At 69.4% G+C, this 22,566-nt stretch carries 25 protein-coding genes and 1 pseudogene; 10 read left to right on the top strand and 16 right to left on the bottom strand.

The window, feature by feature from the left end; all coding sequences use genetic code 11:
• Window positions 1–14: 14 nt before the first annotated feature.
• A complete protein-coding gene (locus IE260_RS26600) occupies window positions 15–359 on the top strand; it encodes a PASTA domain-containing protein (RefSeq protein ID WP_189876141.1) in 345 nt (114 codons plus the stop codon).
• On the opposite strand, the gene IE260_RS26605 is transcribed toward IE260_RS26600, so the two are convergent.
• Genes IE260_RS26605 through IE260_RS26620 form a run of 4 tightly spaced genes read right to left on the bottom strand, consistent with a single transcriptional unit; the run spans window position 356 to window position 4,765 of the window.
• Window positions 356–1,051, bottom strand: a complete 696-nt coding sequence (locus IE260_RS26605) for a demethylmenaquinone methyltransferase (protein ID WP_189876143.1) — start codon at window positions 1,049–1,051, stop codon at window positions 356–358. The two genes, IE260_RS26600 and IE260_RS26605, sit on opposite strands and share 4 nt — an antisense overlap.
• Window positions 1,052–1,074: 23 nt before the next feature.
• Window positions 1,075–2,166 carry an acyltransferase family protein gene (locus IE260_RS26610; RefSeq protein ID WP_189876145.1) on the bottom strand — a complete coding sequence of 364 codons (1,092 nt, stop codon included), beginning with the start codon at window positions 2,164–2,166 and terminating at the stop codon, window positions 1,075–1,077.
• Window positions 2,166–4,415, bottom strand: coding sequence for a bifunctional polysaccharide deacetylase/glycosyltransferase family 2 protein (locus IE260_RS26615; protein ID WP_189876148.1), 2,250 nt, complete (start codon window positions 4,413–4,415; stop codon window positions 2,166–2,168). The genes IE260_RS26610 and IE260_RS26615 overlap by 1 nt, the downstream gene beginning before the upstream one ends.
• Window positions 4,416–4,432: 17 nt before the next feature.
• Window positions 4,433–4,765 (bottom strand): hypothetical protein, encoded by a 333-nt coding sequence (locus IE260_RS26620; RefSeq protein WP_308434696.1) that lies wholly within the window; start codon window positions 4,763–4,765, stop codon window positions 4,433–4,435.
• A gap of 401 nt (window positions 4,766–5,166) precedes the next feature.
• On the opposite strand from IE260_RS26620, the gene IE260_RS26625 reads away from it, so the two are divergent.
• Complete coding sequence (locus tag IE260_RS26625; RefSeq protein WP_189876151.1) at window positions 5,167–6,198, top strand: chitinase; 1,032 nt, start codon at window positions 5,167–5,169, stop codon at window positions 6,196–6,198.
• Between the two features lie 162 nt (window positions 6,199–6,360).
• On the opposite strand, the gene IE260_RS26630 is transcribed toward IE260_RS26625, so the two are convergent.
• The 4 genes from IE260_RS26630 to IE260_RS26645 all read right to left on the bottom strand — a co-directional run bounded on the left by IE260_RS26630 (window position 6,361) and on the right by IE260_RS26645 (window position 11,880).
• Window positions 6,361–6,819, bottom strand: coding sequence for an imidazolonepropionase-like domain-containing protein (locus IE260_RS26630; protein ID WP_189876153.1), 459 nt, complete (start codon window positions 6,817–6,819; stop codon window positions 6,361–6,363).
• 17 nt (window positions 6,820–6,836) lie between these two features.
• Window positions 6,837–8,036 (bottom strand): cyclic dehypoxanthinyl futalosine synthase, encoded by a 1,200-nt coding sequence (mqnC, locus tag IE260_RS26635; protein WP_189876155.1) that lies wholly within the window; start codon window positions 8,034–8,036, stop codon window positions 6,837–6,839.
• Window positions 8,037–8,105: 69 nt separating this feature from the next.
• Complete coding sequence (locus IE260_RS26640) at window positions 8,106–8,927, bottom strand: prepilin peptidase (RefSeq protein ID WP_189876158.1); 822 nt, start codon at window positions 8,925–8,927, stop codon at window positions 8,106–8,108.
• A 10-nt stretch (window positions 8,928–8,937) separates the two neighbouring features.
• Complete coding sequence (locus tag IE260_RS26645) at window positions 8,938–11,880, bottom strand: BTAD domain-containing putative transcriptional regulator (protein ID WP_189876160.1); 2,943 nt, start codon at window positions 11,878–11,880, stop codon at window positions 8,938–8,940.
• 312 nt (window positions 11,881–12,192) lie between these two features.
• Here IE260_RS26645 and IE260_RS26650 point away from each other — a divergent pair, with 312 nt between their 5' ends.
• Window positions 12,193–12,843: a hypothetical protein gene (locus IE260_RS26650; protein WP_189876162.1), complete on the top strand. Its 651-nt coding sequence runs from the start codon at window positions 12,193–12,195 to the stop codon at window positions 12,841–12,843.
• Between the two features lie 11 nt (window positions 12,844–12,854).
• Window positions 12,855–13,922 (top strand): hypothetical protein, encoded by a 1,068-nt coding sequence (locus IE260_RS26655; RefSeq protein ID WP_189876165.1) that lies wholly within the window; start codon window positions 12,855–12,857, stop codon window positions 13,920–13,922.
• Window positions 13,923–13,945: 23 nt separating this feature from the next.
• On the opposite strand, the pseudogene IE260_RS26660 reads toward IE260_RS26655, so the two are convergent.
• Window positions 13,946–14,313 (bottom strand): annotated as a pseudogene (locus tag IE260_RS26660) (hypothetical protein); the annotation flags it as partial.
• Window positions 14,314–14,333: 20 nt separating this feature from the next.
• Window positions 14,334–14,759, bottom strand: a complete 426-nt coding sequence (locus IE260_RS26665; protein WP_189876168.1) for an ATP-binding protein — start codon at window positions 14,757–14,759, stop codon at window positions 14,334–14,336.
• 236 nt (window positions 14,760–14,995) lie between these two features.
• On the opposite strand from IE260_RS26665, the gene IE260_RS26670 reads away from it, so the two are divergent.
• From IE260_RS26670 to IE260_RS26695, 6 genes are all read left to right on the top strand, one after another.
• On the top strand, window positions 14,996–15,847 hold the full coding sequence (locus IE260_RS26670; protein ID WP_189876170.1) for a helix-turn-helix domain-containing protein: 852 nt from the start codon (window positions 14,996–14,998) through the stop codon (window positions 15,845–15,847).
• Between the two features lie 8 nt (window positions 15,848–15,855).
• Window positions 15,856–16,059: a DUF397 domain-containing protein gene (locus IE260_RS26675; protein ID WP_189876172.1), complete on the top strand. Its 204-nt coding sequence runs from the start codon at window positions 15,856–15,858 to the stop codon at window positions 16,057–16,059.
• A gap of 88 nt (window positions 16,060–16,147) precedes the next feature.
• Window positions 16,148–17,686 carry a putative T7SS-secreted protein gene (locus tag IE260_RS26680; protein ID WP_229881286.1) on the top strand — a complete coding sequence of 513 codons (1,539 nt, stop codon included), beginning with the start codon at window positions 16,148–16,150 and terminating at the stop codon, window positions 17,684–17,686.
• A 2-nt stretch (window positions 17,687–17,688) separates the two neighbouring features.
• Window positions 17,689–18,009 (top strand): hypothetical protein, encoded by a 321-nt coding sequence (locus tag IE260_RS26685; protein ID WP_189876174.1) that lies wholly within the window; start codon window positions 17,689–17,691, stop codon window positions 18,007–18,009.
• A gap of 35 nt (window positions 18,010–18,044) precedes the next feature.
• On the top strand, window positions 18,045–18,671 hold the full coding sequence (locus tag IE260_RS26690; protein WP_189876176.1) for a hypothetical protein: 627 nt from the start codon (window positions 18,045–18,047) through the stop codon (window positions 18,669–18,671).
• Window positions 18,672–18,695: 24 nt separating this feature from the next.
• Window positions 18,696–19,046, top strand: a complete 351-nt coding sequence (locus IE260_RS26695) for a hypothetical protein (protein ID WP_189876178.1) — start codon at window positions 18,696–18,698, stop codon at window positions 19,044–19,046.
• A gap of 84 nt (window positions 19,047–19,130) precedes the next feature.
• Here the strand turns inward: IE260_RS26695 and IE260_RS26700 are convergent, their stop codons facing one another.
• The 6 genes from IE260_RS26700 to IE260_RS26725 all read right to left on the bottom strand — a co-directional run bounded on the left by IE260_RS26700 (window position 19,131) and on the right by IE260_RS26725 (window position 22,528).
• A complete protein-coding gene (locus IE260_RS26700; RefSeq protein WP_189876307.1) occupies window positions 19,131–20,183 on the bottom strand; it encodes a hypothetical protein in 1,053 nt (350 codons plus the stop codon).
• Window positions 20,171–20,830 (bottom strand): hypothetical protein, encoded by a 660-nt coding sequence (locus IE260_RS26705; protein WP_189876180.1) that lies wholly within the window; start codon window positions 20,828–20,830, stop codon window positions 20,171–20,173. The genes IE260_RS26700 and IE260_RS26705 overlap by 13 nt, the downstream gene beginning before the upstream one ends.
• 65 nt (window positions 20,831–20,895) lie before the next feature.
• Window positions 20,896–21,357: a pilus assembly protein TadG-related protein gene (locus IE260_RS26710; protein WP_189876182.1), complete on the bottom strand. Its 462-nt coding sequence runs from the start codon at window positions 21,355–21,357 to the stop codon at window positions 20,896–20,898.
• Window positions 21,354–21,782, bottom strand: coding sequence for a TadE/TadG family type IV pilus assembly protein (locus IE260_RS26715; RefSeq protein ID WP_189876183.1), 429 nt, complete (start codon window positions 21,780–21,782; stop codon window positions 21,354–21,356). Before IE260_RS26715 ends, IE260_RS26710 begins: the two co-directional genes overlap by 4 nt.
• Window positions 21,783–22,244: a TadE family protein gene (locus IE260_RS26720; protein WP_189876185.1), complete on the bottom strand. Its 462-nt coding sequence runs from the start codon at window positions 22,242–22,244 to the stop codon at window positions 21,783–21,785.
• 32 nt (window positions 22,245–22,276) lie between these two features.
• A complete protein-coding gene (locus IE260_RS26725) occupies window positions 22,277–22,528 on the bottom strand; it encodes a hypothetical protein (RefSeq protein ID WP_189876187.1) in 252 nt (83 codons plus the stop codon).
• Window positions 22,529–22,566 lie beyond the last annotated feature (38 nt).

Genomic DNA, 22,566 nt, shown 5'->3' on the forward strand with positions numbered 1-22,566 from the left:
TGGGGGTGACGACTGTGCGCAGAACACCCAAGACACCCGAAGTGCGCGTACCCCGCCTGATCGGACTGATGGCGACGGACGCGCGCGAAGCCGCCGAGGCGTACGGCGTCCTGCTCGCCGCGCCGGACCGGCCCGACTTCGCCCGCACCGTCGTCGACCACGTCGTACGGCAGTACCCGCTGCCCGGCGTCGAGGTGCCGCGGGGCGCCGTGGTCACCGTGTGGTTCGACTTCGGAGAGGGCGAGGGCGGCGGAGGCGCCGGGGTCCGCGAGCCACGGGTGCCGGAACCGCCCGGGGGCGGGCTGCGCCGGGAGCTGGACGAGCCGGCGGCCCCGTACCCGGTCCTCAGCTACCGCTAGCGGTCCTTGAACCCGCGGTGCAGCGCCACCACGCCGCCCGTGAGGTTGCGCCACGCCACCTTCGACCAGCCGGCCTTCTGCAGCCGCCCGGCCAGGGCGGGCTGGTCGGGCCAGGCGCGGATGGACTCGGCGAGGTAGACGTACGCGTCCGGGTTGGACGACACCGCGCGGGCCACCGGCGGCAGCGCGCGCATCAGGTACTCGGTGTAGACGGTGCGGAAGGGCGCCCAGGTCGGGTGCGAGAACTCGCAGATCACGACCCGGCCGCCGGGCTTCGTCACCCGGTACATCTCCCGCAGCGCCGCGTCGGTGTCCTGCACGTTGCGCAGCCCGAAGGAGATGGTGACCGCGTCGAAGACGTCGTCCCTGAACGGCAGCCGCGTCGCGTCGCCCGCGGTGAACGGCAGCCAGGAGTGCCGCTGCTTGCCCACCTGGAGCATGCCGAGGGAGAAGTCGCAGGGCACGACGTACGCACCGGTGCGGGCGAAGGGCAGCGAGGACGTGGCCGTGCCGGCGGCCAGGTCGAGGACCTTCTGCGCCGGGCGGGCGTCGACGGCTCTGGCCACCTCCTTGCGCCACACCCGGTCCTGGCCGAGCGACAGCACGTCGTTCGTGAGGTCGTACCGTTCCGCGACGTGGTCGAACATCGAGGCGACTTCGTGCGGCTGCTTGTTCAGGGAAGCGCGGGTCACGGCCCCATTGTTGCAGTACGGGTTCACGGCAGCAGGCGCGGCCTCTTCCGCGCGGCGACGTCCTCCACCCATCCGGCCAGCACCACGAACACGGCGATCAGGACCCAGCCGACGCCGAGCAGGAACCACTGGCTCGCCAGCGGCAGGTACGCCTCGAACGCGGGCACCTGCCAGCACAGGTCGATCAGCGGCACGGCCAGGACCAGCGCGATCTCGTGCCACAGGTAGATCGTCACCGCCCGCGCGTTGAAGACGGTCACGAGCCGGTGCAGCCACCGCATCCGGGACAGCCCGGCGAAGTCGGTGCCGAGCCGGGCCTTGGCGTACATCAGCAGCGTCACGAACCCGGCCGACCAGAAGGCCTGCGCGAGGGGGTTCTCGTCGAGGTCGTAGGTGCCGTACTCGGCCCGGTGCGCGAAGGCGTACCAGGCGCCGAAGGCGAGGGCGGCCGACGACAGCGGGACGACCGCGGCCGGCTTCAGACGGCGCAGCACACCGTCGCGGTGGGCGAAGCCGAGGATCCAGCAGAAGAGGTAGGTCGCCAGGTCCAGCAGTGCGGTGCCGAGACGGTCGTCCGGTGGTTGCCGGACGAACTGGAAGACGACGATCGGGGTGAGGGACAGGAGCAGCACCGGGACGGGGGCGAGGCGGAACAGGCGCAGCAGCAGCGGGGAGAGGAGGACGAACCACAGGTACGTCCGCAGGTACCAGAGGATCTCCCAGGCCTGCTCGCCCCAGGCGCTGCCCGGCGGGTCGCCGAGGGGGACGACCCAGTAGACGATCCGCCACCCCGGCATCCAGCCGTGCACCAGCATCGCGACGACCACGAAGAGGCCCCAGAACCAGAACGGCGGCAGCAGCCGGCGCAGCCGGCTCCTCACCACCTTCAGCGCGGGGCGTGCCAGGGACTTCGCCATCAGGGTGCCGGCCAGGGCGAACATGATCCCCATGGAGGGGAAGACCAGGCCGGCCCACGGCCAGCCGAGGGCGTGGTACGCGACGACCCGGACGAGGGCGAGGGCGCGGAGGGTGTCGAAGTACCGGTCCCGCCCCGGGGCCTGGCCCGGCGCGGTGGCGGTGTCCGGCGCCGGGCCCCCCTTGCGGTGCGTGCCCATCACCCGGTCCCCGCCGGCGTCCCCACCTCGCCGGTCCGCTTCAGCTTCTGCCAGCGCAGCCGGCCGCCGGTGAGGGCGGTGATGCAGGAGTGGATCAGGACGAGGTACATCATCTGGCGGTACGCGAGCTGCTGCAGCGGCATCATCAGCAGGTACCGGTACTTCTCCCGGTCCAGGCGGAAGGCGTAGGCCGCGCACAGCAGCTGGACGCCCAGCACCGCCAGCCACGCCAGCAGCGCCGCCGTGAAGTCGACGAAGACCATGGAGTAGACGGTGAACACGTCGATGAGCGGGGCGAAGACGGGCGTGACGATCTGGAAGACGACCACCAGCGGCATGCCGACGCGCCCGAAGCGGCCCGAGGGGCCCTTGTCCGTCAGGGACCCGCGGTGCTTCCACAGCGCCTGCATGGTGCCGTACGACCAGCGGTAGCGCTGGGACCAGAGCTGCTTGAGGGAACCCGGTGCCTCGGTCCAGGCCCGGGCGTGCTCCTGGTAGACGACCCGCCAGCCCGCGCGGTGCAGGGCGATGGTGATGTCGGTGTCCTCGGCGAGGGTGTCCTCGCTCATGCCTCCGACCTGGAGGACCGCCTCTCGGCGGAAGGCGCCGATCGCGCCGGGAATGGTCGGCATGCACCGCAGCAGGTCGTACATGCGCCGGTCGAGGTTGAAGCCCATCACGTACTCGATGTGCTGCCAGGCGCCGATGATCGTGTTGCGGTTGCCCACCTTGGCGTTGCCCGCCACCGCGCCGACCTCCGGGTCGGCGAAGGGCTGCACCAGCTGCCGCACGGTGTCCGGCTCGAAGACGGTGTCGCCGTCCATCATCACGACGATGTCGTGACTGGCGTGCCGCACCCCGTTGTTCAGCGCCGCCGGCTTGCCCGCGTTCTCCTGGTGGACGACCCGGACGTTGGACATGCCGAGCGAGGCGGCCGCCTCGCGGGCGATCTCCGAGGTGCCGTCCGTGGAACCGTCGTCCACGACGATGATCTCGATCGGGTGGGTGCTCCGGGCCAGTGAGCCGAGGGTGTTGGCGATGCACTCCTTCTCGTTGTACGCCGGGACGATCACGCTCACCGGCCGGGTGACCGGCTGTCCCCAGCTGAACCGGCGTCTGTTGCGCTGTCTGTGGTGGCGGCGGGCGAGCAGCAGCATCATCCCGAAGCGGCCCAGGACGGCCACGCCCACGACCGTGAGCCCGACCGACAGCGCCGGCACGGCCCACTCGGCGACGGCGACCGCCGCGATGAGGGCCTTGCCCTCGTAGAGGGTCGCCCCGGTGGCCTCGTGGTGGGCGGCCTGGAGAGCGTCGCCCGAACCGGCCCTTCCGGCGGAGCCCGGCCCGGCCGCGGGCTGCTGTTGTTGCTGCTGTTCGGCCATGACGCCGCTGACGGTGGTGAAGGTGTACCCCTTCGCCTTCATCTTCTCGATGTACTTCGGCAGCGCCTCGATGGTCTGCGACCGTTCGCCGCCGGCGTCGTGGAAGAGGACGGAGGCGCCCTCGTCGTCCTCCGGGGTGGCCCACTTGACGATGTTCGACACGCCGGGCCGCTTCCAGTCGTCGCTGTCGGTGTCGATGAAGACGCTGGTGTAGCCGTCCTGGCCGAGCTTCTCGTAGACGGGCCAGCTGTAGTTGTCGATGGCGTCCGTCTCCGAGGAGTACGGCGCCCGGAACAGCGTGGTGGTGATGCCGGCCGCGCCCGCGAGCGCGAGCTGCGTCTGCTCGATCTCGCGGGTGACACGGGCGTCGCTCTGGTACGACAGGTCGACGTGGGTGAAGGTGTGGATGCCGACCTCGTTGCCCTGGTCCACCAGGTCCTTCACGATGTCCGGGTAGCGCGAGACCATCGAGCCGACCACGAAGAACGTGCCCGGGACGTCGTACTCCTCGAGGATGTCGAGGACCTTCGGTGTCCAGGTGGGGTTCGGGCCGTCGTCGAAGGTGAGCGCGATCGTCTTGTCCGGCACGGAGACCGTGGTGGCCTGGCCGCCCCGGAAGGTGAGGATCGGTCCTCCGTCCAGCACCTCGTCCGGTACGTCGCTCGCGCTGGCGCCCGTGCGTACGCGCTGGTCACCGCCGACCTCGGCGCGGAGGTAGCCGTCCAGCAGCATCACGCAGGTGAGCGCCAGCAGGAGGAGCAGGGCGAGGATGACGCGCGGCTTCTGCAGCGCGGCGGCCTTTCCGGCGGCGCGTTCCATCCGGGTGGGCGCGCGTCGGCGGCCGCGTGAGGGTGTCGTCGTGGTCATGGAAGAGGGCGCTCCGGTCAGTCGGCGGAGGCGGCGGAGGCCGTGGTGGAGGCGGAAGCGGTTGCCGTCGGTGCGCCGCTGGGCGCGGTGCCGAGGGAGGGAGCGCCGGTGGGCGCGCCCGTCGGGGCGGTGCCGTCCGGCAGGGTGCCGCCCTGCGGCCGCATGCCTCCGCCGGGGGCCGAGCCGTCGGGGCCGCCGGCGAACGGCAACAGCGAGGACGGGTTGATCGAGGTGCCGATGCCCATGAAGGCCATGCCGAGGACGAACGCGTAACCGACGCAGAGAGTCCCCAGAAGGAGGCCGACCCGGCGCAACAGCTTCGAGCGGCGTCCGGAGTTGTCGACGAACACGGGTCCTTCGACGGACCCACTGCCGGGTTTACGGCGGCGACCGCGCGCGGCGGCGCGGCTTTCGATGACAGGCTCGGAATGCATTCCCCGAACATTAGAGAGCTTTTGTGTGCCGCAAACTCTGACTTCCTTGTGAGGCGCCCATGAGAAACCGCGCAACCTGTCTTTTCCCTGAGAGATACCTGGAAAGACCAAACGGCCCGCCCCGGGTCGGCCGAGACCAGGCGGGGTCAAATGCCCCACTCCTCCGCCCTTTCCGCCCCTTTTGTCCCGCTATGGCCATACACAGCCTGTGCACCGGCCGCCCCGCCGAACCCCAGCCCCGTATGAGACATTTCCATTCCGGAAACGCACTTTGTTTCCGTCCTGGGACAGAAATCACGAGAGCGGGTGCTTACGCAATGAGGAGTTTCCTGAAGCCGCTGGCCGGGCTCACCTGCCTGTTCGCCCTGGCCGCGGTGGGGTGCTCCGCGGGCTCGGGCGCCACCTCGGACGCGGGAGCCGCGGCGCCGCCGCAGCCGTCCCCTTCGCAGTCCCCTTCCTCCACCGCCTCGTCGGCCACCTCCTACGCCCCCTATGTCAGCGCCACCACGGCGTCCGACAACGACTCGGCGGGCTCCCCGACGACGTACAACCTGGCGTTCGTGCTGTCCTCCGGCAGCGGCTGCACGCCGAAGTGGAACGGCACCCACGCGATCGGCGACTCGGCCGTGAAGGCCCGTATCGCGCAACTGGAGGAGGACGGCGCCACGGTCCGTGTCTCCTTCGGCGGGGCCTCCGGCAAGGAGCTCGCGGCGGCCTGCGACAGCGCGTCGGAGCTGGCGGAGGCGTACGGAGAGGCGCTGGACGCGGCCGGCTCCACCCAGGCCGACTTCGACATCGAGGGCGACGAGCTGACCGACTCCGACTCGGTCGACCTGCGCTCCGAAGCGCTCGCGCTGCTCCAGGAGGAGCGCGACGGCCTGGAGGTCTCCTTCACCCTCCCGGTCATGCCCTCCGGGCTCGACGACGACGGCCTGGCCCTGCTGGAGTCCGCCAACAACCACGGCGTGGCGGTCTCCGCGGTCAACCTCATGACCATGAACTACGGCGAGTCCTACACCGACGACATGGGCGACTACGCCCTCACCTCGGCCGCCGCCGCGCACACCCAGCTGAAGTCGGTCTTCGGTCTGTCCGACGCTGCGGCCTGGCGCGGCATGGCCCTTACTTCGATGGTCGGCGTCAACGACGTGGACGGCGAGACGTTCACCCTCTCGGACGCGGCACAGGTCCGCTCCTTCGCCGAGGAGAAGGAGATCGCCTGGGTGTCGATGTGGTCGACGTTCCGGGACCGGCAGTGCGGCGACGACTCCTCTTCGGACGACGCGCTGACCGACTGCAGCGGGGTGGACCAGGAGGACGGCGCCTTCGCAGAGGCGTTCACGGGGTGAGCGCGGTCGCTCCCGCGGCACGCAGCAGCGTTCACACGACGAGCCACGCCACACCCGCGGCACGCAGCGGCGTTCACACGACGAGCCACGCCACACCCGAGGTGCGCGCGTTGCGAGCCGTGGTCGCCCGCGCCCACGGGGTGAAGCCGCGTACGCGCGCGCTCAGCGGCGCCGGTGCACCAGCCGGCCCGCGCAGACCGTCGCGATGCACGCGCCGGTCTCGTCGAGGACGGCGAGGTCGGCACGGCCGTTCCGGCGGATGGCGGGCTCCCAGGACGGCGACGGCACCCCGGGCCACACCGCCACGCCGTTGCGCTCGGCGGCCGCGCGGAGTTCGGGTGTGCCGACGTGCTCCTCCAGAACCACCACGGCACCCAGCTTCAGCACCGCGTGGATGCGTTCGCGAGGCGTCGGCGCGTCCGGCAGCGGGCCCTCGTGGACGCGCGCGGGGCCGAGGACGCCCGGCCATCTGCGTACGCGCGCCCCCGGGAACCGCTCACGCAGTTCCTCGAACGTCCCGACGTCCCCGATCCGGTCCCGCCCCACCACGACGGCACCGTCCCTGATCGGCTCCGAGCTCCAGCTGACCCGGACCTCGTCCGCCGTGTGAATGGTCTCCAACTAGGTCCGCCACCGGGTCAGTTGGAGGCCAGCAGCTTCAGCTCGGGGTGAGCCGTCCCGCCCTCGATCGCCGTGGACGAGATGTGGGAGACGACCCGCTCGTCGACGGGGTCGTTCGCCGGGTCGTCGTGCACGACGAGGTGCTCGTACGTCGTGGAGCGCTGGGCCGGGACGCGTCCCGCCTTGCGGATCAGGTCGATGATCTCCAGCCGGTTGGAGCGGTGCTTGGCCCCGGCGGAGGAGACGACGTTCTCCTCCAGCATGATCGAACCGAGGTCGTCGGCGCCGTAGTGCAGGGAGAGCTGGCCGATCTCCTTGCCCGTGGTCAGCCACGAGCCCTGGATGTGGGCCACGTTGTCGAGGAAGACACGGGCGATGGCGATCATCCGCAGGTACTCGAAGATGGTCGCCTGCGTCCGGCCCTTCAGGTGGTTGTTCTCGGGCTGGTAGGTGTACGGGATGAAGGCGCGGAAGCCGCCGGTGCGGTCCTGCACGTCCCGGATCATCCGCAGGTGCTCGATGCGCTCGGCGTTGGTCTCGCCGGTGCCCATGAGCATCGTGGACGTCGACTCGACACCGAGGTTGTGGGCGGCCTCCATGATCTCCAGCCAACGCTCGCCGGACTCCTTCAGCGGCGCGATGGCCTTGCGGGGACGGGCGGGGAGGAGTTCCGCGCCGGCACCCGCGAAGGAGTCGAGGCCGGCCTCGTGGATACGGGTGATGGCCTCCTCGACCGACACGCCGGAGATCCGGGCCATGTGCTCGACCTCGCTCGCCCCCAGGCTGTGGATGACGAGCTGCGGGAACTCCTTCTTGATGGCGGAGAAGTGCTTCTCGTAGTACTCGACGCCGTAGTCCGGGTGGTGACCGCCCTGGAACATGATCTGCGTGCCGCCCAGCTCGACGGTCTCCGCGCAGCGGCGCAGGATGTCGTCGAGGTCGCGGGTCCAGCCCTTGGCGGTGTCCTTGGGCGCGGCGTAGAAGGCGCAGAACTTGCACGCCGTGACGCACACGTTCGTGTAGTTGATGTTGCGCTCGATGATGTACGTCGCGATGTGCTCGGTGCCGGCGTACTTCCGCCTGCGCACGGCGTCGGCCGCCGCGCCCAGCGCGTGCAGCGGGGCGTCGCGGTAGAGGACGAGGGCCTCTTCGGGGGTGATCCGCCCACCGGCGGCTGCACGGTCGAGGATGGGCTGAAGGTCGGCCTTCTCGGTCACCGGCGTCCCTTTCGTAAGGGTTGTGGACGGACCCGACCAGCCTACGCCAGCGGGTTTTCGCGGTCGCCGTCAGGCCGTGTACGCGCCGACCAGCAGCCCGAGGAACGCACCCGTGATCAGGAACGGCCCGAACGCGAGGGCGGTCTTGCGCCCCGCCCTGCCCGCGACGACGAGCACACCGCCGTACAGCGCCCCGAGCAGGAAAGCGGCGAAGGTGCCGAGCATCAGCGTCGGCCAGCCGTACCAGCCGAGGACGGCGCCCGCCCCGAGTGCCAGCTTGACGTCGCCGAAGCCCATGCCGGCGGGGTTGATGAACCACAGCACGAAGTAGCCGGCGCCGAGCGCGAGGGCGCCCAGCAGGGCGGTCGTCCACTCCCCGGCGTGCTCGGGGACGAGGGCGGTGAGGCCGAGGAGGGCGAGTGCGGCACCGGCGAGCGGCAGGGTGAGGGGGTCGGGCAACCGTCGTACCCGCAGGTCGACGACGGCCAGCAGCACGCCGACGGGCGCGATCAGCAGCCAGACGGCCAGTTCGGGACGGGTTCCGGTGGCGGCGGCGAGGGCGGCGCAGACGAGTGCGGTGACGGTGACGAGGACGGCCGCACCGGCGCCGTACACCGGGCTGCCCGGCGCACTGTTCGCCGCACCGCGCGTCGCGCCGTCGGCTGAACTGCTCACCACCCCGTCCGCGGCAGTGCGCGTCGCGCTGGCCCTCCCGCACTGGCCGCACCGTGCCCGTCCGAGCCAGCCCCGGACGGGATGCCCGTCCGGGCACCGGTCCCGCCAGGGCTCCCCGGCCGGGGCGGAGAACCGGTAGGCGGCCCGCGGGAGCACCGCCCCCGTCACCGCGCCCCACAGCGCGGCGACGGCGACGACCAGCAGGTCGGTGCTCATCCGCCGCTGCTCATCCCGCGGCCGCGACGCCGTCGCGCCACGTCGGCAGCAGCTCGTCGAGGAGCGCCTCGGTGCGCGGCGGCAGACCGCGCGCCCCGCTGCGGCCGATGAGGTCGGCGGCGAGCGCGCGAAGCCGGTCGGTGTCGCCGGTGGCGTGCGTGGCGCGCAGCAGCTCGTTCCACAGGCGCTCGTCGGAGGGAGCCGTGCGCAGGGCCGCGGTCAGCGCCTCGATGGCCTTCTCCGCGCGGTCCTTCTCCAGGTGGAACTCGGACAGTGCCAGCCCGGTGTCCGCGACGAGCAGCGGGAGCTGGGCGTCGATGATCTCGTGGGTGAGCCAGCGGTAACGGCCCTCGGGCCGGTCGGCGAGCAGCGGCCCGCGCACCAGCACCAGCGCGTCGGTGAGCAGCCGGCCGCGCACCTGGCGGCTGTCGACACCCCGGCCCTGCGTGGCCTCGTAGTAGAGGGAGCGCAGCACGTCCAGGTCGGAGACGACGGACTTGGCGAGGGTGAGCCGCCCGGTGGCGTCGGTGCCCAGCCTCGGCGTGCCGTCGGGGTCGGTACCGAGCCAGGCGCGCAGCCGCTCGACCAGCGCGTCGCGCACGTCCTCGGTCACGCCCCGCGGCCACAGCGCGGAGGCCAGGACGCGCGGGTGGACGCCCTCGCGGTGCAGCAGGAGCAGCGCGAGCGCCTCGTGGAGCTGGGCGCTGCGGTCGTCGTCGGGGGCGTCGAGGCCGATGATCTCGTACGACCCGACGAGGCGCGCGTACACCGCGGGCCGCCCCTGCTCGCTGATGTCGACGAGGAACGGCGGGGTGTTGGTCGGTCCGTCGGGCCCCTGGTCGGGATCGGCGTCGGTGAACAGCTCGACGACGGCACGCTGCTGGGCGGACGGCAGGAGCTGGGCGTCGAGTTCCAGCCCGAGCAGCGGGGCGAGCAGCTTGCCCTCGCCGGTGATCTCCATCTCCCAGGCGGCGCCGGGCAGGTCGGCGCTGTCGGTGCCGACTAGGTATCCGATGCCGAGACGGCCGGCGTCGGCGGCGAGTTCGGCGAGCCGCAGGGCGTCCTCGTCGGACGGCTGGGCGGCGAGCAGCACGAGGTGCGGTCCCCAACGGGTGTGCTGGGCGGGGCCGGTGCGTCCGGTCAGCACGGAGTCGTGCCCGGCGGCCCCCAGGGCACCGCGCCGCTGGCGGGTCTCGGCCGCCATGGTCTCGAAGAGGTCGTCGATGCCGTCGAGGTGGCGGATCCGGTTGGGCGCGAGGGGGGTCAGGTCGTCGCCGAAGCCGACGAGGGTGATGGTCATGCGGTCCGACCAGCCGTTGGTGGCCAGTTCGGCGGCGACGGACGCGAACACGGCGGCCCGGTCGGCCTCGCGGCCGCTGAGCGACACGATGCCGGGCACGGACTCCAGGTTGAGCAGCAGCCGTGACTCGTCCATGGTGCCGAGGCTGACGAGGCCGGGGTACGGGGCGGCGGTGTCGACGTCCTCGTACCGGGCGGCGTCGTCCTTCGCGAGCATCCAGAACGTCTGGTCCTGCCCGAGCTGCCAGGGGGCGGGCGGCTTGCCGGCGGGCTGGGCGAGCTGCAGATGCAGGTCGCCGTTGCTCAGCCAGGCCGCGTAGACGACGGGCAAGGGCCGCGACTCGGCGGTGAGGGACGCGGCGAGCCCGCGCAACGACCGGTCCAGCAGGCGTACGCCCTCCGGGTCGGCGCCCACGAGCAGCGCGTCCTGCACGTCCTGGGCGTCGCCGGTCGGCGTGGGCGGCTCCATGCCGCGCCGCCCGCCGACACCGCCGAGCGCCGACTGCCACAGGGCCTGCCGGCGACGGCGGCCGAGGGCGCCGAGGAGACCGGCGGCGAGGAGGGGGGCGGTGAGGAGGGCTTCGGGCAGCCCGAAGGAGTGACCGCCGGACTCGGCGCCGGTGGTGTGCTCCTGCCCGGTGCTCGGGGCCGCGGGGGCGGGCCGCTGCTCGGGGAGGGAGACGCGGGAGTCGCCGCCGCCCTGGGCGCCGCCGCCCCCTTGCGCGTGGTCACCGGTGCGGGCGTAGTCGTGGATCTGCTGCTGGACCTGCTCGGAGACGTTCGGCGCTTCGTCGGGCATCTCGACGAGATCGCCGCCGCGCGCGTCACCGGGCATCTCCATGATCCAGCCGGGCCGGATGAGGCTCGCCTCGGACAGCTTGGACCCGTCCGGCTGCACGCGGTCCTTGTTGAGCTCGAAGATCTCCTTGTACCGGCGCCCGTCGCCGAGGTGCCGCTCGGCGATCTCCCAGAGGGAGTCGTGGTGCCGCCCTTCCGGGGGCTGGATCCGGTAGTACTTCGTGTCGCCGTCCTTGGCGCTGGGGCTGTCCGCGTGTGCCGCCGCCTGGGAGGCCTGCTCGGCGAGGGCGGCGGCTGCATCGGCGGCCTGCTCCTGCTGCTGGCCGAAGAGCCCGGGGGTCTGCTGGGCGGCCGCGACGGCCGGCTTCTGGTTCCCCTCCAGGTTCTGCCCGAGCTGCGACAGTCCCGGCGTGAGGCTCGCCGCGGTGGCTCCGACGAGCAGCAGGGCGGCGACGAGCTGCCGGGCCAGCAACTGACTGGGCCCGGATCCCGGCACCCGTCCCGGCACCCCGACGCCGGACAGCGCGGCCTTGACCTCGACGAGTACGCAGGCGGTGAACTGGGCCCAGGCGAACCAGACGACGACGGTCAGGATGTTCAGGAACGTCTGGACGGTGATTTCCCGCTGCAACCAGTCGAGGCTCGGCGCCCCGCTCGGCAGCGGCCACCCCACCTGCGAGGCCAGCGCGAGAGGCACACCGACGACGAGACCGACCAGCACGACGAAGGCGAGGAACGCCTTGACGATGTCCCCGAACGAACGCCGCCGCACCCGCACGGGCTGCGGCGTCCGGTTCCTGGGGGCCGTCGAGGGAGCCGTCGAGCTTGTCGAGCTTGAACTGCGGCGTCGCGGCATGGGGGATGTCCTGGGTCGTGGGTGGAGGGAAGGTGGTGTGAGGGCTGTGGACTGTCTGGTATGAGGGGTGTGCTGAGCCTACAGAGATCTTATGGACTGGTACTGACAGCGTCGAAGGCCGCCCGGCAGCCGGGGCGGCAACTTCCGTCCGATTGCTCGCCTTTGTCCTGCGGGGCCAAGGTCCGGGGAGAGTGCGCGACAACACTTCTCACATTCCCCACACAGTCCCCCAACGCCACCCGATGCCGCCCTGCCGACCACTGATAGCTTCGCTCTCTGTAGCACACACGCCGAACTCCGGGGGGACCAACCGTGGCCCGCAGCGCCCTGACGACCACCGCAGCCGCGTTCACCGCGACGGCGACCCTGCTGCTGACCGCCTGCGGCGGAGGCGGCGACGACTCGTCGCCGGACGACATCAAGGGGGCGGACAAGGGAGCGAACAGCTCCACGCCTTCGGCGTCGGCGGCGGGGGCGTCCGACGTCCAGCGCCCGGAGATCACCATCCCGAACAGTTTCCAGCTGACCTTCGAGAGCTGGACGAGCGGCGACCCCGACGAACAAGCGGTCCTCACTGATGGCAAGGAACAACTGCGCGCGGGCTACGCGGCGATCATCGCCAACGACCCGGACAGCGAGGCCCTCGCCTTCTACGACACCGAATCCGGGCTCTCGCAGGACCGCAAGTGGGTCCAGTCGTACACGGACAAGAACCTGACCGTCATCGGCAAGCTGCCCGTGTCCGACCCCGAGGCAACACTCTTCGCGAAGAAGACGAAGGCTCAGCTCAGGTACTGCACCGACGAGAGCGAAGCGCGCACCAAGAACCGCAAGACCGGCAAGGTCGAGGCCAACCCCCCGGGCACCGACCCGAAGGTCGCCTACACCGTGACCATGCAGAAGAACGCCCAGGGCGTGTGGCAGGCCGTGTCCACCTCCTCCAAGAGGGGCGGGTGCTCCTGATGGCGCGGCGGATGCGACTGCCGACGAGACTGCTGGCCGGCACACTCGCGCCGGCCCTGTCGATCGTTCTCACCAGCACGTCGGCACAGGCCTTCGGCGGCGGAGGCACCAAGGACGACACCAAGGGGAACTCGGACGGCAAAGGCTCGCTGTCGTCCTCCGTCTCCAGCATCCGTATCACCTATGTGAGCGGTGGCGACGGCGGCGGCGAGCAGGGCAACCTCAGCTCCATCGACCCCAATTGGGAGCCGCCGGCCTGCTGGTACGAGCCTGCCTTCACACCCGAGCAGCTCAAGGAGTTCGTGGACACGGACGGAGGGGGTGACGTCGGCATCCACGAGTCGTGGTTCGGCAAGGAGCTGTGGACCGACCACTACCGGGACGGCAAGCCGGCGGACAACTTCGATCTGCACTCCCCTACGAACAGCGTCGCCGAGGGCTACAAGGACTACAACCTGGGCAAGGACGGCTACTTCTGGCGTGGAGTGGCACCCGACGACTCAGACCCGCAATCCTGGGACTGCGGCCGCATCATGTTCTGGGTCGACGCGAACGAGGTCCCTGACGACCCGCACGCACCAACACCGGAAATGCTCGCCGAGTACGCCTACAACGAGGTCAAGATCCCCAAGACCGAGGTCGAGCTGAAGCCCCAGGCCAAGTCCACGGTGAACCTGCCGACGTGGGTCTGGCTGGACAAGGGCACCTTCAAGGAGGTCAAGGTCCGCGCCGAGCTGCCCAACACGGGCCTGTGGGCGGAGACGACGGCGAAACCGGTCTCCCTCCACCTGGAGCCGGGCACGGAAGACGCCGAGACCTACCCCGCCTCCGGCGAATGCGAGATCAACGCCGACGGCTCCATCGGCACGCCGTACACGAAGGGCGACGCCGACAGGACCCCGCCGTGCGGCATCAGGTACCTCCGCGCTTCGAACGGCGAGCCGTACCAGCTGAAGGCATCGGTCACCTGGGAGATCTCCTGGGAGGGCACGGGCGGCGCCAAGGGCGACCTGCCGGACGGCACCTTCGAGACGACGCAGGACATGGAGGTCCAGGAGATCCAGGCCATCAACCGCTGAGAGGCTCTCGGCCCCCGAGCCTCTCAGCGATCGCCTCGAGCCGTGTCGTCGGCGAACAGCTCACGCGCGTCGCCGGCACGGACAGCCCGCTGCGCCCAGATCTCGAGCTGCGCCAGATCCGTGCAGGCGAGCACACGATCCCGGACGGCATCGGGGACCGGAATGTCACGCCACTCCAGGATGCGAAGGATCATCTCGGCACGATCCGCGACCCGGCCCTCCTCCCGGCCCTCCTCGCGCACCTTCTCGGCCACCGGATGCCGGAAGAAGTAGTGCATCTCCGCCATCAGTTCTCCTTCGCCTGGGAATCGGCCAGGCACGATTCGACGAACTGCCCGAAAACCGCCGCGCTCTCGGCGTCGATGGTCCGCAGGGTGAAAGCCACTGGCTCCGCACGACGCGGTCAACGCGCTACGCCGCGACAAGGTCACACCACACGTACTTACCCCGGTTGCCGCCCCTGGCCAGCGGCTGCCACCCCCACAGATCCGCGCAGGCCCGAACCAGGGCGAGCCCCCGCCCCTCCTCCGCCCGGACAAGCCGCTCCAGCTTTCCCGGCGGCTCGGGCGGTTCCGGGTCGGCGTCCCACGCCCCGATCCGCAGCACACCGGCCGACCACCGCACGCGCAGCGCGGCGGGGCCCTTCGTGTGGCGTACGGAGTTCGAGATCAGCTCGGTCGCGAGCAACTCGGCCGTGTCCACGAGGCGGATCAGGCCGTGCATGGTCAGGATCAGCCGGAGGGTACGGCGGCAGATGGTGACGGCGCGCAGGTCGTTCGGGATGTACAGGGTGTACTCCCAGGGCTCATCGGAATCGCTGGCGGTGCTTTCAGGCATGCGTGATCTCCTGTCGGGCGTAGGAAGGAAGTCCGGGAGGCGCGGCGATGGCGGGCGGTGGCAGTGCCGCAGCCGTCATGGCAGGACGGAGCGGTGCGCTTCCGGAGCCCCGGCAATTCGCAGCGTGTGCGCCGCATCACCGACGGTAGGGCACTAATTTCTCCCCCTGCAACCCGCTGAGTAACCTGGCACCCGAACGTGGCACGAGTTCAAGGCTGTTGAGAACAGGAGGGCGTATGGCGCCGAGGAGCCACCCCACCGCCCGGCAGATCCGCCTGGGAGCCGAACTGCGCAGGCTGCGTGAGGCCGCGGGACTGAAGGCTCGCGATGTGGCAGCGTTCTTGAACTCGACGTCAGGACAGATGAGTCACGTCGAAGCGGGTATCGCGGCTGTCAGCGCCAAGCGCATCCGCAGCCTGGCGGCGTATTACGGCTGCGCGGATGAGGCGCTGATCGACGCCTTGGTGGAAATGGCGGGCGACCGCACGCGCGGCTGGTGGGATGAGTACCGAGGAGTCCTGTCCCCCGTGCACTTGGACGTCGCCGAGGCGGAGCACCACGCCACATTCCTCCGCGAAGTCGTCACCACCTATGTTCCTGGGCTCCTTCAGACACCGGACTATGCCCGTGCAGTCTTCCGCTACATGAATCCAGAGCTTCTCGAGAGCGAGCTGGAGCTTCGAGTGGACCACCGGATGAGACGACGGGCTGTCATCACGGGTGACGAGCCGACTCCGTACACGACGCTCGTGCATGAGATGGCGCTGCGGATCCGCGTGTCCGACCGTCACGGCTCCCGCGAACAACTCCGGAAGATCCTGGACGAGATCGAGGAGGGTCACGTCACCGTACGCGTCATCCCAACCGACCAGGACGGGTTCGCCGGCGCCGGGGCTTCGATGATGTACCTGGGAGGCCCGGTGCCCCAGTTGGACACCGGGCTCCGTGATGCCCCCACCGGCGTCGTCTTCCTCGATGCAGAAGCCCAGCTGAAGCGGCTTCGAACACTGCTTCGCGAAGTTGGGAAGGCGTCGCTGGACCCCATCGCTTCGCGAGACTTCATCCACCATTTGACAAAGGAAATGTGAGGAGATCCATGACCGAGGCCCTGTGTTGGCGTAAGTCCACCTACTCCGGTGGCGGCGAGGGGGATACCTGCGTCGAAGTCGCAACCCTGCCCAGCCGCATAGCCATACGCGACTCGAAAGCCCCTACGCAGGCCGCCCTCTCCTTTCCGACCGAAACCTTCGCCAACTTCATCGCGGCTCTCAAAGCGGACACACCACGCTCAACCACCTGACCGCCCGTAGGACCGCCACACCGCCGTGCGATACCTTCACACACACGTTCTGATACAGGCGTTGCAGGTGTTATGAGGGGGAACACAGGTGCCGCACAGGCCGACGGACTGGCACATACTCGACCTGGACAAGGACCCGGCCCCGGGCGACCCGCACCGCATCCGCAAACTCGCCGGCACCCTGCACGACTTCGCCGACGACGTGGCCGACGTCCTGCGCGACCTCAAGGGCATCGCCAAGGAGGACGAGATCCTCTCCTGGGCGGGCAAGACGGCGGACGTGTTCGCCGAGGAGTTCGAGGACGCCCCCAAGAAGCTGCGCAAGCTGAAGAAGTCGTACGACCTGGCAGGCGACGCGCTGGCCACCTTCTGGCCCGATCTCCAGGACGCCCAGGAGAAGGCCGACAAGGCGCTCCGCGACGGCCGCAAGGCACGCGAGGAACTCACCACCGCACAGACGGCGTTGAGCGGCGCCAACGACTGGGTCCGTACGGCGACCGAGAAGGTGGACTCGTACGACCCCGCCAAGAACGGCGGCAAGGAAGTCCCCAAGCCGGACGAGGCCGACGTCCGCCGCGCCACCCGCGACGCCCAGCACGCGAAGGCCCGCCAGGCCGCGGCCGAGCGCAACGTCGAGAGCGCGCAGAGCGCCCTCGACGCGGCCAAGAAACTGGCCGATCAGGCGAAGGGCCTGCGCGAGGACGCCGCCCGCCGGACGGTGACCAAGCTCAAGGAAGCGTCCGACGCCGGCATCCCGAACCGGCACTGGTGGGAGGAGATCGGCGACTGGGTCTCCGACCACTGGGACGAGATCGTCACCGTCTGCAAGTGGGTCGTGGCCGTCGTCGGCATCATCGTGATGATCGTGGGCGGGCCGCTGGGGTGGCTGGTCTTCGCGGCGGCCCTGGTCGTGATGGCCGACACGATAAGAAAAGTCATCAAGGGCCAGGCCGGCTGGGGGGACCTCCTATGGGCAGCCCTGGACTGTATACCTGCCACGAAGGGATTCACGAGCCTTGCCAAGCTCGGGAAGCTCTGGAAGGCGGGCGGACTGCGCGCCCTCGGTACCGGGTTGATGAACGGCATCGGCGGCGGACTGAAGAACATAGCCGAGTCACTTCGAGGAATGCGCCAGGGCTTGACAGGCCTCAGACAGGTCGACCGATGGCTACAGACCGGGGGAGCGCTGCGCCGCGCACGTAGTGACCTCGACTTCGTCACCGAGTGGGCGGATGAAGCTTATGACGCCATCCGCTCCGCCGACGACATCGATAATGTCGCCAAAACCGCCGCGGAACACGGATTTTCCCGATCCGACATCGAACAGATCAAAAATCATCTCTTCCACGAGGAGCACCTCCTCGATAGTTACGGCGACGCTTATATGGCACGGTTCGACGCAAATCCGCGCATCGCGGAAGCATGGCAGAGACTCAGCAACGGCAACCCGCACCCTGCCGACATCGATCTGCTTCGACACGAACTGCATGAGTCCAACTACATGAAGACCACAGGAAACAAGAGCTACAGCACGGCTCATGGGGCGACGATCGACGCTGGATACACTTGGGACCAAGCTGCCGCAGCTCGCGACGGGCACGGTCGACCGGTCACCGCAGAGGAATAAGAATGGCTCACTCCTTTCTGTTGAAACTGACATCCAGCGGAGGGTCCCCCTATCTCTATCGAGCTCTTGTAGACGGAACCCGGGAAGCGTTCCTACTACTGGACGAAGAATCAGCATCCATTCACCTGGCGGACGCGCTCGGCAATCCACTGGGCGGCCTGCGAATGACTTTGCCCGAGGGAAACATCGAGGTACGAGAACACGAAGCAGATTCTGATTTCCAACTCGAAGCCGAGGATTTTAAGTTGATTGCCGCCCATCTCGGCGCTCAATGGAGAAGGAAGGGTGAGGCACCAACCGAAGTCCGTAAATTCTTTGCCTGACCCTAAGACCCGACTCAGATAAAACAGGAGGCCTCATGACCTCGACGGATGTCATACCGGCTGGCTTGTCCCTTTCAGTCCCGGATTCATGGTGGGAGTTTGACATCCGTCCCGAGGGCCGTGAGGCGACCATCCGGAGTCTGGTTGACGAGCGGGCGCGGGCCTTCCCTGAGCTGGCTCCTTACAGATCCGACCTGACCGCAATGCTCCGCAAAATGGCCAACGACGCCTACGAGTCGGGCGCCCTCTACATGGGCTGTATGGCAGAGAACTTCGACGGTGTACCGCTGTCTGCAACCGTCACCGTCTCCGCCCTGGGGGCACAGAACAAACAAGGCGCCACCCTGTCCACCGATCCCAGAGCCATCGCCGGAAGCCTGCGCACGATCAACCCTCGCCGAGAGGGCGACGCCTGGCGCAAGGTCACGACCGTCGACATCCCTGACGTCGGTACGGCCGCACGGACGTACGGGGTCGAGGACGTGCCCGTCGCTCAGGGCGACAGTCGTACCCTGCGCATGGTGCTGACCCAGACGTACATCCCCGTCCCGGGAACCACCGACCAGGTCGTCCTCGTCTCCGGGGCCAGCCCTGTGCTGGACCTGGCCGAGGCGTTCCACGACATCTTTGACGCTGTGACCAGCACTTTCCGTTTCGTCTGACTTGTTGAGTGGGGGCTTCAGGCCATGGGCAAGGGCAAGAGCGACCTCGCGCTGCCGCTGACCGAGCTGGAGGACTACGGGCGTCGGCTGCGGTCCCTCAAGACGCGGCTGAACCACACCAAGAAGCTCTTCGAGTCCTACAAGGACGACATCGGCGACGGCAGCGTCAACGACGCCCTCGGCGACTTCGAGTCCAACTGGGAGGACGGCCGCGAGGACATCACCCAGCAGCTCGACGCACTCGCCTCCATGTCGGACGCCGTCGTCCGCGAATTCAAGAAGCTCGACGACGAACTCACCAAGCAGGTCAACGATGCCGTGAAGACGGAGGACAAGCGGGGCGGGAAGGGTGGCAAGGGCGGCGGTGACAAATGACGCGGCCGACGGCCCACGAGCCGGTGGACGCCGTGCGGCCTCCACCGGCGCCCGGGGCCGTGCGGCCCGGTCCGTCGGTGCGCGTCAGCGGTTCACCGACTGGATCTCCTGCACCGTCACGTCCTGTGTCGCGCCGAACGTGCCGTCGGGCAGGTCGCCGCCCTCGCCCGTCGTGCTCGTCCAGGAGATCTTCCAGGTGACGGTGGCCTTCAGCGGGTAGGAGTTCCCGGAGCCGGACGCCCGCAGGTAGGTGACGCCGCAGGGTGGCGTGTCGTTCGCCCTGCCCTTCTCGTACGGCTCGCCGATGCTGCCGTCGGCGTTGATCTCGCAGTCGCCGGAGGCGGGGTACGTCCGGGCGTCGCGCGTGCCGGGTTCGATGTGCAGGGAGACGGGCTCGGCGGTGGTGGTCGCCGACAGGCCCGTGCCGGGGAGGCTGGCGGTGACCGAGATCTTCTTGAACTTCGCCTTGTCCAGCCAGATCCAGGTCGGCAGATTCACCTTCGTCGTCTCCGCCGGCGCCATCTTGATCTCCGTGTCCGGGACGGGGAGTTCGTCGTAGGCGTACTCGGCGAGGACCTGCGGAGTGAGGGCGAGGGGTTCGTCGGGGGTGTCGCCGTTGTCCACCCAGAAGGGGGGCTTGTCGCAGGCGCTGGCCTCGGGGTCGTCCTTGCGGTTCGGGTTGACAACGGCTGCCCAGAACATGCCCTCGCCTTGTTTGTCGAGGTTGTAGTCCTTGTAGGGGTGTCCGTCCTTGTAACGGTGGTCCAGAGTGTCGCCCACGAAATCCCCGACACCGCCCAGGAACGGCAGACCGTCGATGCTCCGCCACAACTTGACGGTCGCCTCGATCTCCTTCGGGGAGAAGGCGGGCTCGTACCAGCACGCTGGCGGCGTCCAGTTGGCGTCGGTGGACGAGAGCGACCCGGTCTTGGCAGTGGTGCTGTTGCCGCTGACCGTTGTCTGCACCTTGGTCTGAACGTACATGGTGCGGCCGTTTCGACCGCCGTTCGCATCCTTGCTCGTGCCACTAGTCGTGGTTCGATCTGCCCACGCGGCCGGCGTGGCCTGCAATGTGATCAACAGGGCCACGGCAGTGCCCAGCGCCGCGTGCCTGACTACGCGCTTCACGGCTGGCAGACCTCGCTTCCGCGCTCCGAGGTGCTCTTGGTCGTCTGCCAGACCCCCTTGTCGTTCTTCCTCAAGCGGTCGTTGTAGAGGACATACGAGTCCTTGGTCGCCTCGGTCACGTTGACCTTGTCGGTCTTGACGTCCTTCGTGTAGCCCTTCGACTCGTCGGCGCAGTAGGTGAGCCCGGCGGACCCGTCCTTGCTGAAGGTGACCTTGCGGTCGAAGTAGCGGACCGTCCCTGTCACCGTGACCCCGTCTTTGACGAAGCCGCTGATCCACTCCACGGACCCGATGTAGGCCGAGTCCTTGCTGTAGAAGGCCACGGACTTGGACTTGGGGTCCTGCTTGCCGATCGCCTCGTCGATGGAGCGCAGGTATTCCGCATTGTCCTTCAGTACGGCATCCGCCTTGGCGTCACCCGTGGTCTCGGGAGTGAAGACCAGGTTGTCGCCCTCTGGCAGGCTGACCGCCGGGCGGTCGACGGCTTCATCGATCGCCGTCGGCGAGGGTGACGCTGACGCCGAGGAGCCCGCGTCCGCCCCCGCGATCTCATCCTCCCCCGAGTCCCCGCCGTCGGATCCGCCACAGCCGGTCAGCAGCAGCGCCACCGCCGCCGTCAGGGCAGCCGCGGCTGCCGTCGTCGAGCGCGTGCGCATGAGAGTCGTACCTCCATGGGTGGGGGATGAGTAACCGGGAGAAGGGAAAGCAGGGCGACGTCGGCTCAGCCCACCTCGTTCTCCGCCACCGCCTGTCCGTGGACCGTCACGTCGCCCCCGTAGAACATCCCCGTGAAGACCGGGGAGTAGGTGAGCTGGACCTCGACCTCCACCTGCTCGGCGTCGGCCGCCACGCAGTGGGTCGCGGCGATGTCCGGGCCGGTCATGTCCATCTCGCGGGCGAAGGCCTTGACCCTCGCGTCGCAGTTCTCGTAGTTGATCGGCGCGGGGCCGCCCACGTCGTCGTAGAGGGCCTCGCGGTCGATGTCCTGGGCGGCGTAGCGGGCCGCCTGTTCCGCGATGTCCGCCGCGCGCTCGCGCTTGGAGATGGACATGCCGCCGTCGATGACGAAGGCCGAGAGGGAGAGGAAGACCAGGGCGAAGACGATGACCGCGCCGGCACCCGACCCGCGGTCGTCCATCCGCGCGCGCCGGTCCGCGAGCCACGTGCGTACGAGGGCCCTCACGCCGTCCTCCGGTACGGGTCCAGCGGGGAGCTGAAGCTCGCCGACAGCGTCGTGGGGATGTCCAGGCCGATCATGGCGAGGCCGCGTACCTCGCAGCTCACCTCGACCGTGAAGAGCGTGTCGGGTTCGAAGCCCGCGCTCTTCTGGACGACCGAGACAGGGCCCGAGCAGACGTCCTCCAGGTTGGCCTCGGCAGCCTTGCGCGCCTCGGCCATCGCCGTGCCGTGGTCCTTCTGGATCGAGCCGGCGCGGGCCGCGTCCCGGGCCGCGCCGTCGAGCGCGCCGCGGCCGTCCACCAGCTGCCCGAAGGCGACGAGGACCAGGATGAAGAGGATCATCACCGGGGCGAGGATGACCACCTCGACGGTGGACAGGCCCCGGTCGTCGGCTCGGCACAGTCGGGCCCTGATACGGGCGGGGACCATCTAGTTCTCCCCCTCCTGCACGAACCGTTCCACCGGCCCCACCGACTGCGCGTGCACCGTCAGGTCCAGGCCCGGGAACACCGTCGGGATCCGGGCCGTGATCTCCACGCCCACCGTGTCCTGCTCCGGCTGGAGCATGGTCACGTCCGGCGACAGGACCAGCTGCGGGCCGAGCTGCTGGATGTAGCTGTCGACCACGTCCCGTGCCTCGCCCCGCCAGCCGCCGGGCTGGTCGTGGGCCGTCGCACGTGCCTTGCGCGCGCCCGCCTGGGCCGCCGCCTGGGCCACGTGGTCGGCGAAGAAGTACAGCGCGAACTGCACGGTCGCGAAGATCATGAAGAACAGGACCGGGGTGAGCAGCACGAACTCGATCGCGGTCATGCCGGAATCGCCGCGCGTGGCCGCCGCCTTCCGCGCGGCCTCCACCCTGCGGCGCACTCGTCCGAGCACGCGTGCCGGCATCCCCGTCATCCCCGTCAACGCCGTACGTACGGTCAGCAGGTCTTGCCCGCGTCCGCGCCCTTGATGCAGTCGCCGACCTTGTTGGCGCCCTCGCTCAGCGCGGCGTTGATGATGGCCGCGACCACGCCGACGATCGCCACGACGACCGCGGAGATGATGACCCACTCGACCGCGGACGCGCCTCGGTCCAGTTCGCCGGAGCGGGCGCGCTCCACGCGGGCCTGCAGGAAGGTGACCAGGAAGTCCACGGCCGGGATGCCGGTGCGGAAGTTCCGTCCGTTCATGGTGGGTTGTCGTCCTCTCGGATTGGTTCTGGGAGCGT

This window comes from Streptomyces viridiviolaceus, assembly GCF_014650995.1.
In the GTDB taxonomy this organism is placed as follows: domain Bacteria; phylum Actinomycetota; class Actinomycetes; order Streptomycetales; family Streptomycetaceae; genus Streptomyces; species Streptomyces viridiviolaceus.

Coding starts and splice junctions, on each gene's coding strand:
- IE260_RS26675 (WP_189876172.1), top strand. CDS start 15,856: ATGACCGAGGCCCTGTGTTGGCGTAAGTCCACCTACTCCGGTGGCGGC.
- IE260_RS26655 (WP_189876165.1), top strand. CDS start 12,855: ATGCGACTGCCGACGAGACTGCTGGCCGGCACACTCGCGCCGGCCCTG.
- IE260_RS26725 (WP_189876187.1), bottom strand. CDS start 22,528: ATGAACGGACGGAACTTCCGCACCGGCATCCCGGCCGTGGACTTCCTG.
- IE260_RS26695 (WP_189876178.1), top strand. CDS start 18,696: ATGGGCAAGGGCAAGAGCGACCTCGCGCTGCCGCTGACCGAGCTGGAG.
- IE260_RS26615 (WP_189876148.1), bottom strand. CDS start 4,415: ATGACCACGACGACACCCTCACGCGGCCGCCGACGCGCGCCCACCCGG.
- IE260_RS26625 (WP_189876151.1), top strand. CDS start 5,167: ATGAGGAGTTTCCTGAAGCCGCTGGCCGGGCTCACCTGCCTGTTCGCC.
- IE260_RS26685 (WP_189876174.1), top strand. CDS start 17,689: ATGGCTCACTCCTTTCTGTTGAAACTGACATCCAGCGGAGGGTCCCCC.
- IE260_RS26670 (WP_189876170.1), top strand. CDS start 14,996: ATGGCGCCGAGGAGCCACCCCACCGCCCGGCAGATCCGCCTGGGAGCC.
- IE260_RS26665 (WP_189876168.1), bottom strand. CDS start 14,759: ATGCCTGAAAGCACCGCCAGCGATTCCGATGAGCCCTGGGAGTACACC.
- IE260_RS26645 (WP_189876160.1), bottom strand. CDS start 11,880: ATGCCGCGACGCCGCAGTTCAAGCTCGACAAGCTCGACGGCTCCCTCG.
- IE260_RS26705 (WP_189876180.1), bottom strand. CDS start 20,830: ATGCGCACGCGCTCGACGACGGCAGCCGCGGCTGCCCTGACGGCGGCG.
- IE260_RS26715 (WP_189876183.1), bottom strand. CDS start 21,782: ATGGTCCCCGCCCGTATCAGGGCCCGACTGTGCCGAGCCGACGACCGG.
- IE260_RS26720 (WP_189876185.1), bottom strand. CDS start 22,244: ATGCCGGCACGCGTGCTCGGACGAGTGCGCCGCAGGGTGGAGGCCGCG.
- IE260_RS26640 (WP_189876158.1), bottom strand. CDS start 8,927: ATGAGCACCGACCTGCTGGTCGTCGCCGTCGCCGCGCTGTGGGGCGCG.
- IE260_RS26690 (WP_189876176.1), top strand. CDS start 18,045: ATGACCTCGACGGATGTCATACCGGCTGGCTTGTCCCTTTCAGTCCCG.
- IE260_RS26610 (WP_189876145.1), bottom strand. CDS start 2,166: ATGGGCACGCACCGCAAGGGGGGCCCGGCGCCGGACACCGCCACCGCG.